Source organism: Steroidobacter sp. (assembly GCF_016790065.1).
Lineage (GTDB): Bacteria > Pseudomonadota > Gammaproteobacteria > Steroidobacterales > Steroidobacteraceae > Steroidobacter.
Window position 1 is genome coordinate 1 of sequence record NZ_JAEUPY010000605.1, and the last position, 7697, is coordinate 7697.

7 protein-coding genes and 1 pseudogene are annotated in these 7697 nt (G+C 59.3%); 6 read left to right on the plus strand and 2 right to left on the minus strand.

Features of this window, described 5'->3' with window-relative positions; translation table 11 throughout:
* Window positions 1–131: 131 nt before the first annotated feature.
* From JNL55_RS24930 to JNL55_RS37515, 4 genes and pseudogenes are all read left to right on the plus strand, one after another.
* Window positions 132–560, plus strand: a complete 429-nt coding sequence (locus JNL55_RS24930) for a hypothetical protein (protein ID WP_293860660.1) — start codon at window positions 132–134, stop codon at window positions 558–560.
* Window positions 561–649: 89 nt separating this feature from the next.
* A complete protein-coding gene (locus tag JNL55_RS24935) occupies window positions 650–2023 on the plus strand; it encodes a hypothetical protein (protein ID WP_293860663.1) in 1374 nt (457 codons plus the stop codon).
* A gap of 59 nt (window positions 2024–2082) precedes the next feature.
* Window positions 2083–2889, plus strand: coding sequence for a 4-hydroxy-tetrahydrodipicolinate reductase (gene dapB / locus JNL55_RS24940; RefSeq protein ID WP_293860666.1), 807 nt, complete (start codon window positions 2083–2085; stop codon window positions 2887–2889).
* Window positions 2890–3083: 194 nt separating this feature from the next.
* Window positions 3084–3173: pseudogene (locus tag JNL55_RS37515) on the plus strand (antitoxin); the annotation flags it as partial.
* 76 nt (window positions 3174–3249) lie between these two features.
* On the opposite strand, the gene JNL55_RS24945 reads toward JNL55_RS37515, so the two are convergent.
* Window positions 3250–5607 carry a fatty acid cis/trans isomerase gene (locus tag JNL55_RS24945; protein WP_293860669.1) on the minus strand — a complete coding sequence of 786 codons (2358 nt, stop codon included), beginning with the start codon at window positions 5605–5607 and terminating at the stop codon, window positions 3250–3252.
* An 8-nt stretch (window positions 5608–5615) separates the two neighbouring features.
* Window positions 5616–6431, minus strand: a complete 816-nt coding sequence (locus JNL55_RS24950; protein WP_293860672.1) for a TIGR00730 family Rossman fold protein — start codon at window positions 6429–6431, stop codon at window positions 5616–5618.
* A gap of 153 nt (window positions 6432–6584) precedes the next feature.
* On the opposite strand from JNL55_RS24950, the gene JNL55_RS24955 reads away from it, so the two are divergent.
* Entirely contained in the window at window positions 6585–7310 is a 726-nt protein-coding gene (locus JNL55_RS24955; protein WP_293860675.1) for a hypothetical protein, read from the plus strand.
* A 76-nt stretch (window positions 7311–7386) separates the two neighbouring features.
* On the plus strand, window positions 7387–7697 hold a 311-nt coding region (locus JNL55_RS24960), incomplete at its 3' end, for a hypothetical protein (protein WP_293860678.1).

Below are 7697 nucleotides of genomic sequence, written 5' to 3' on the forward strand. Positions count from 1 at the left end.
GGAGGCCTTCGGGCGGTACCAGGCGGTCGTATCGTGACGTGCCGGTGACTTCGCGTAATCCTCTGTTTGCCGAGCCGGAAACCTGCTATGGAATAGTGAGCCCGAAGCATGGCTGCCCGTAACATGAGCTCATGATGGCAACGGTTGAAGCGCAACCCCGGCGAAATCGCGCTGCTGTCATTTCGATTGCGCTTTCGTTGCTGTTATTGGCCGGCATGTATTGGATATTGCGCGAGTCGTCTAAGGAGGGCTCGAGCGCGCCAGTAGCGCATACGTTTCGCATCGATATCTCTGGGGATGCGGACACACTAACGGCGCGGGCGCAGAGTGGGGTGCCGGTGTTCAAAGCCAATCAGGGCGACACTGTCACGCTGGTGGCAACGTCGACGCAGCCTGGCTCGCTGCATCTCCATGTATACGACCGTAGTGTTCCGCTCGTCCCCGGCAGCGAAGTGACGTTGACGCTGGAAGCCACGACTGCCGGCGCCTTTCCGATTCATTGGCACGATCCGCAGAATTTGATGATTCATCTGGCCATTCTCGAGGTGCAGCCTCGATGAAGGCTGGGTGGCTTCGATGCTCAGCCGTTGCGTGTCTGCTCACAGCGCTGCCAATCCTCGCCTCGGCGCATTCGTTCAGTACCCCTTATGTGCTGCCCATTCCGTACTGGATGTATGTGTATGGTTGCGTGGCCACGCTGATCGTCACTTTTGCGGTACTCGGTGTGTTCGTGAGCGGGTCGGCAGCGACCGAGCAAGTCGCTCAATCGACGCCATTCGATGTGGGCGTTGGCGCGCGCCGCGCAGCGCGTTGCCTGTTAGCTCTGCTAAGAGCGGGCGCGGTCATCGCATTGTCGGTGACGATCATCGGCGGCTTCGTCGGCAGCGAAGATCCGGCGGCCAATGGTTCGCTAACTCTGTTCTGGGTGGTGTTCCTGCTCGGCTGGAGTTATCTCACCGCCTTGATCGGCGATCTGTATCCATTCATCAATCCGTGGCTGACCCTTGTCGCAGGGCTGGAGCGACTAGGCGTGCCGCTGTCGACGGCGCGCGTACGTTATCCGCAATCGCTGGGCTGCTGGCCGGCGTTCCTGTGTTACCTGGCACTGATCTGGGTCGAACTGTTCGTGATGCAGACGCCGATGGCGTTGTCGAAACTGCTGCTGGCTTACAGCGCGATGACGTTGCTCGGCGTTGCAGTATTCGGTAAGCGCGATTGGTTCGAGCAAGCCGACGTCTTCAGCGTGTTTTTCAGCATCCTTGGCAAGATGGCGCCGGTGCTGTACTCGCGCAACGACGATGGCAGCGTTCATGACGTTCGTTATCGCCGCCCGTTCTCGGGGTTGCTCAGCAATCGGCCGCGTCATGTGAGCGTGTTGTTGTTCGTGTTGTTCATGCTGTCCTCGACGGCTTACGACGGCATCTACGACACGCAGCTTTGGACCGCGCTGTTCTGGAAGAACATGCTCGGTCTGCTGCAGCCTCTGTGGGGCGAAGATCTCGGCAAGGCGCAGCTCATGTTGATGGATTTGTTTCTGATCTACCGCCAGGTCGGGCTGCTGGTATTTCCGTTCCTGTATCTGATCTTTTTCTTTGCGACGCTGCTCGTGACTAAGCTGATCACGCGCTCGTCGCTGTCATTGCGAGAGTTGGCGCTCCGGTTCACGTATTCGCTGGTGCCGATCGCATTCGTTTACCACTTCGCCCACTACTACACTTTTCTGGTCGTGCAGTTCCGCGAGCTGCCGAAGTTGCTCGCCCCTCTGTTCGGCTCCCAAGCCGCGATGCCCACGATTCCGCTGGAGGGGCCGCCAGCCGGGGCATTGGCAATGGGTGTCGTGTGGCATACGCAAGTGGGCGTGGTTTTACTGGGACACGTCATCAGCGTGGTGTTGGCGCATTACGAAGCCTTGCGCATCTTCCCTGGCCGAGGCCGCTTGCTACTCAGTCAACTGCCACTGCTGATCTTGATGGTCACTTACACCCTGCTGGGGCTTTGGATCCTGACGCTGCCGCTGGGCTGACGAGGTAAACTAGCGTTCGGCCCTCTGTTCCGTCGCGTCTTCGCGCCAAGGTAGTCCCGATGTCGATCCGTGTATGCGTAGCCGGAGTCACCGGCGATGTGGGAAAGCTGCTCACCTCCGCGATCCTTGCACAGGAGGATCTGACTCTTACCTCCGCTGTTTCGCGTAGCGCTGCTGGTCGCACGGTTGGCGATGTCCTCGGCGGTGAGTCTTCCGTGGAGATTCGGTCGTCCGTTGCGGAGGCAGTCGCCAAGGACTCCTTCGACGTGCTCGTCGATTACACCTCAGCCACTGCTGCGCTGAGCAATGCTCAGGCCGCTGTACGCGCCGGAAAGCACGTCGTGATCGGCAGCTCAGGTATCACTGCGGAGCAGTTCGCAGAGCTCGATACTGAAGCTCGGACTCGTCGTGTCGGGCTCTTGCACGGCAATTTCGCTCTGACGGCGGTTCTGGCTCAGGTGTTCGCCGTGGCGGCGGCGCGCTACATCAAGAGCTGGGAAATCATCGAATACGCTTACGACGGCAAGATCGATGCGATCAGCGGCACCGCGCGTGAGCTTGCTCACAGGCTGTCACAGCAGGGACCACAGGACCAAGCCATCGCACCGGATGCGTTCGTTGGCGACACTCGCTCTCGTGGCGCCACCGTCCAAGGCACACAGGTTCATGCCGTTCGCCTGCCCGGCCTGGTGTTCGGTTTTGAAGTGCTGTTCGGTCGTTCCCAGGAACGCCTCACCATCAAACACGAAGCCGTCAGCCACTCCGAACCCTACATCGACGGCACGTTACTCGCGATTCGCAAAGTGCCGGCGCTGGTGGGGCTGCATCAGGGGCTCGAGTCGGTGCTTGAGCTGAAGTTGTCGTGATGGCTGATCGTGACAGCCATCACGATTTTGGTCCTCGGCGTGATCGGCTATCTGTTGTGGCATGTGGTCTAGCGAAACTCTCTGAGCTATGGCCAGTTAAATCAATAGGTTGTGAGCTACGGATGCCTGGGGCCTTGCATTCCGATTGGATCGCCGCCAGCAGATGCCAAGGCATATGCTAAGGAGGCCTCGCTATGAGCGCTCGTCACGTCCGAATCTTTAAGAACGGCCGCAATCAGGCGATTCGCATTCCTCGAGAGCTGGAGTTGCCTACCAGCGAAGCTACCAGTTGGTCGACTATCGGCCGCCGTTCACCGACGTCATCACCGGACGAAGACGCGCCGATCTTCATCGGGCCGTTCACCGATTGTCGTAACGACTGTAGTCGAGTACGCCGGCGGTGAGCGGTTCCGTGCGTCGATACGAACTAAGCACCTGATCGCTCAGCGGCCAGAAGCGCGGGTCGGTGCGGCGGACGCCGAAGCGGTCCAACAGCTCGCTGTAGTCGGCTTCGCTGCGTAGTTTTTGAATGCGGGACACGAGCTCGGGCAGATCCGATTCGCTCACGTCGAGAAACACGTTTGGGTAGGCGCCGATGACGCCGTTGGCCAACGTCACACTGTCTTCCGCCACCAGCCGGCGATCCGCTTCGCCGAACATCGACGCAATGTTGGTGTAAGCGCTGTTACTGGTCAAAGTCAGCAGGCCGCGATCTTTGACGTGGATCAACGTCACTTGCGGCACGATGGATGCCGCAACTCCACGCAAGCTATCTAGTTCTTTGAGGGCCGCGATGCTACGAGCCGACAAGCGGGAGCTCGACAGGTCGTTGCTTCGATTGAGGATGGGCGTCATGCGTTTGCGGAGCGCGGTGAATAACTCACCCTTCGGATCGTCGGTGGTGGTCTTGAACGGTGGCAGCAGCGCTTGGCGTTCGAAGTACGCATTGAGATAGTCGCGCACGTCGTTCTCAGCGCCGCGGTACCACTGATCGATCTCAGCTTTTCGGGTGTCGATCGGCAGGAAGCCGACGAAGTTCATTTCCGATTCCATGCGCAGGAAGTCCATGTACATGCGTGTCATCGCTTGATGCGAAGCTGTGCCGTACACGTCGAAGCCGGCGACCAGCAGGTAGTGAATGCGCTCGAGAATGGGATAGTCGATGAGCCATGCAGTCTGCGGCTGCGTGCCTACCAGTCCCTGCACGACAGTGGCACTGTCGTAGTGGCGAAACACAGTCAGCGCGGCATTCCGATTGCGTCCTTCGCCGTTCCAGAATGTGTTGAGTCCGGCGGCTTGCAACGCTTCGGCGTTGGCGCGAATGAAATCTCCCTTGGCCTGAACATAGCGACGCTGCGCGCCGGCGTAGCTGAGCCAATGCGTCACCGACCACAGCCCGCTCTCAACGCCTGCCGGTAGTTTCAAGTTCTCGCCTTGGCTCGCCAGGAACTCGGAGAACTCCGGACCGACGGCCGACTCCGGCGATGTGAAGAACACCCAGAACCGGTCTTGAATCACGTCCAGCGCGACGTTACCTCGGCACACCGGCCCCTTGATGAAGTTCATGATGGTGAACTGCGCTTCATCGAGCAGGAAGCTGTAACGCGAGCGATAAGGAATACGTTGAAAGGTGGCGAACGGGTTGGATGCGCTGCGCGCGTCATAACCGGGCAGCGAGTCGACGGTGTACTCAGTATCGATGAACCACTTACGCCACAGGTCGCGACGTGCAGCGGTCAATAAATAAGGCATATGCGTCTTGGCGACGATGCTCGCGGGATCGCGCCACAGCCGGTAGTACACGCGCGATACGCCGGGATCGTCGTAAGGGCGACGCGTGCTGATCATATCGATGGGTTGGCCGGGCGGCGTGCGCGAGCGAACCACTTTGAAGAACACGGTATCCGTGCCTTTGTCTTCGAAGTAGATGTGCGCCAGATACAAGTGCTCGTATACGTAACGTGCAGCAAGCTGGTGCTTCAAGCTGTCGCCGTTGAACAGCGTTTCCCAGTACGTGAGTTCTTTGCTTTGCGTATCGCTGAGCGGCGCGAGCCCAGTGGCCGGCGCTCCCGCCGCCAACCAGCCGACGAGTTTGCCGTGTTCTTTGTCGCTGAGCGCCGGCAGGCCATACGGCATGCCCCATTGCGGAAATTTGTCGGCGAATGTTTGGAACTCTTCGATTCTCGGGCATTGCTCGGCGCGGCCGAGTGAGAAGTCGAAACTGTTTGGCAAGGTCTTGCCGTCAGGCATCGGATTCTGTTGCTTGAGATCGAGTACGCGGGCGAGCAAGCCGGCCTGCAGATTGGCATCGCTGTCGTCACGACGCTCGTTGATCACTGCATGAAAGCCGCGCTCGCGCCACTGCGCCGTGGTCTGTGCGTCCTCGAACAATCGCGACGTTGCTGCGGGTGTGAGTCGAGCGGAGTGATACACGCGCTCTTTACTGCCACCGCGCAGAATGCCTTCGTAGGAGTCGAGCTTTAGTTGGCAGGGCGCGTCGTAGCAGCCATGGCAGACGAGGCAGCGGTTCTCCATCAATGGACGGATGTCTTTTTCGTAGGAGACTGGCACCGAGTTCGCCGCCGGCGTGAACTCTTTGGCGCTCGGTGTGCCGTACTGCGTGTCGAGCTCTTTTGCAGCGAGCAGCGCACAGCCGGTGGCGAGCATTAGTGAGACGGCAATCAGCAGCCAACGCAACGGACGAGCTCGATGATTCACGGGTGCCTCTAGGATGTACGCAGGCCGCGTTCGACCAGGATGCGCCAGATGTCCTCGGCGGAATCGGCGTAATTGAACAAGTGCAAATCGTCCGGACTGATCATCGATTCTTCCAACAGCACGTCCAGATTTAGCAGTCGCTGCCAGTAGCTACTGTCGAACATCACGATGGGAATAGCAGGCGCCTTGCCTGTCTGACGTAGCGTCAGCAACTCGAACAACTCATCCATCGTGCCGAAGCCGCCTGGGAACACCACCAACGCATTGGCGCGCATGGCTAAGTGCATCTTACGCATCGCGAAGTAGTGGAATCGAAACGTCAGCTCCGGCGTGGTGTAGCGATTCGGCAGCTGTTCGTGCGGCAGCGTAATGTTGAAGCCGATGGTCGGAGCGTTAGCTTCCTGCGCGCCGCGGTTCGCTGCCTCCATGATGCCCGGGCCACCGCCGGTCGCGATGACGTTGTCTCGCCAACGATCCCTCGGCGCCTTCGCTCCGCCTCGCTCACTCGCAATCCGCCCAAACTCTCTCGCGGCCTCGTACCAGCGGAGCTGCCGCTCCATCCGTTGCACTTCCTTTTCATCTGGCTTCGCCGCTGCTTGCCGCCACGACTCCACTCGCTCCGGCGACGGCACTCTGGCGCTCCCGAAGACGATGATGGTGGATCGCACACCCCAGTCTCGTAGCAGCAGATCCGCCTTGGCGTACTCCAGCGCGAACCGCACAGCTCGCATCTCGTCGCGGAGCAGGAAGTTGGTGTCTTCGACCGGGAGGAGGAAGCTCGGGGAATTGAGTTGGTCGCTTACCTCGGGGGGCGTTTTGGTCATGCTTTTTGGGCTGGCGCTGGGGCAGGAAAGGAGAAGAGGGGATTGTGAGAGATGGGGTGGGTTGGTGCAATGTGTGTGCAACTACTACCCGGGCAGGCTGGGTCGTAGGATGCAGGGGCAGTTCATGGGAGCAATGGTAAGGAGACTAGGCGTATGGATAGCAGCTCTCGCTGGTTAGGCGTCAAAGAGGTTCTGCGGCTGCTCAGGGATCATTCAGAAGCCTATAAGAGGCCCAAGTATGTTCCGACCAAGCTCGAGCGACTGTCGGTATCGATGATCTTCATGGCGGGTGTCGTGGCTGTTACTGGAGAGGCGCTTCGCCGGGGTGGCGGCCTACTTGCCCCGTCACTGATCATTCTGGCCTTTCTTCTGTTTGCAGCAGGCGCATTGTTAATAGTTGTCGAGTCCATTCGGACCATGCGCCACCCGTTTCTGCAATTTATCGATCGAATCCCCGAAGCGATGGATCGCGATTCCGCTCTCATTGACGCGCTGGCACGCTTCGACGCGGTAGTGCTGGAACTTGCACGCGGGCGGCTATCGCTCGAATCGAAAAAAGCCGCTTCTAAGTTAGAACTGATCGGCGGGGGCGACGGACTCCGCACGTCGCTAGTCGGCATTGGGACGCTCGGAATGGCGGTGATCGCGGCATACGAACCCATCGTCAACGGCTGGACACTGAAAAGCTTGGCGTTGATTGGTGCTTCGCTACTGCTCGGATTGAGCATTGGTGGATTGCTCCTTCGCCATGGGTTCTCGCAAGCCGAGTACTACTGCGAGATCATCGGAATGGCGCTGCAGATGAAGGCGGATCAGGCGAAGAGCGTCAGGATCCCGTTCTCGCGGCGGATTGGGCGGGGGAAGAGGAGCGGCTATTGAAGGCTCCGAGCCTCACAGTGGGTAATAATGGCAACACTTGTACACAAGTGGTCTGACTATTACCCAGGCACCGCCCATGCCGACAAAGATGCCCTCGCGCGCCCTAATCTGCGAAGCCATTCAAAAGCGGGTGCTACTGGAGTTTCGCTACCACGATCGGCTGCGCGTGGTCGCACCATACTGTTACGGCCTCTCGAAGCGTGATGGCGCTCCGGTGCTTCGTGGCATCCAGGTTCGCGGTGCCAGTGCTTCGGGTGGGTTTGGGTTCGGCAAGCTTTGGATTGTTTCGGAGATGATGGGGCTGCGTGTTCTTGATGAGGCGTTCGTTCCGAACGATCCGAACTACAACCCAAATGACAGTGCGATGAGTGAGATCGTTTGCCGAAT

Coding starts and splice junctions, on each gene's coding strand:
- JNL55_RS24930 (WP_293860660.1), top strand. CDS start 132: ATGATGGCAACGGTTGAAGCGCAACCCCGGCGAAATCGCGCTGCTGTC.
- dapB (WP_293860666.1), top strand. CDS start 2,083: ATGTCGATCCGTGTATGCGTAGCCGGAGTCACCGGCGATGTGGGAAAG.
- JNL55_RS24950 (WP_293860672.1), bottom strand. CDS start 6,431: ATGACCAAAACGCCCCCCGAGGTAAGCGACCAACTCAATTCCCCGAGC.
- JNL55_RS24955 (WP_293860675.1), top strand. CDS start 6,585: ATGGATAGCAGCTCTCGCTGGTTAGGCGTCAAAGAGGTTCTGCGGCTG.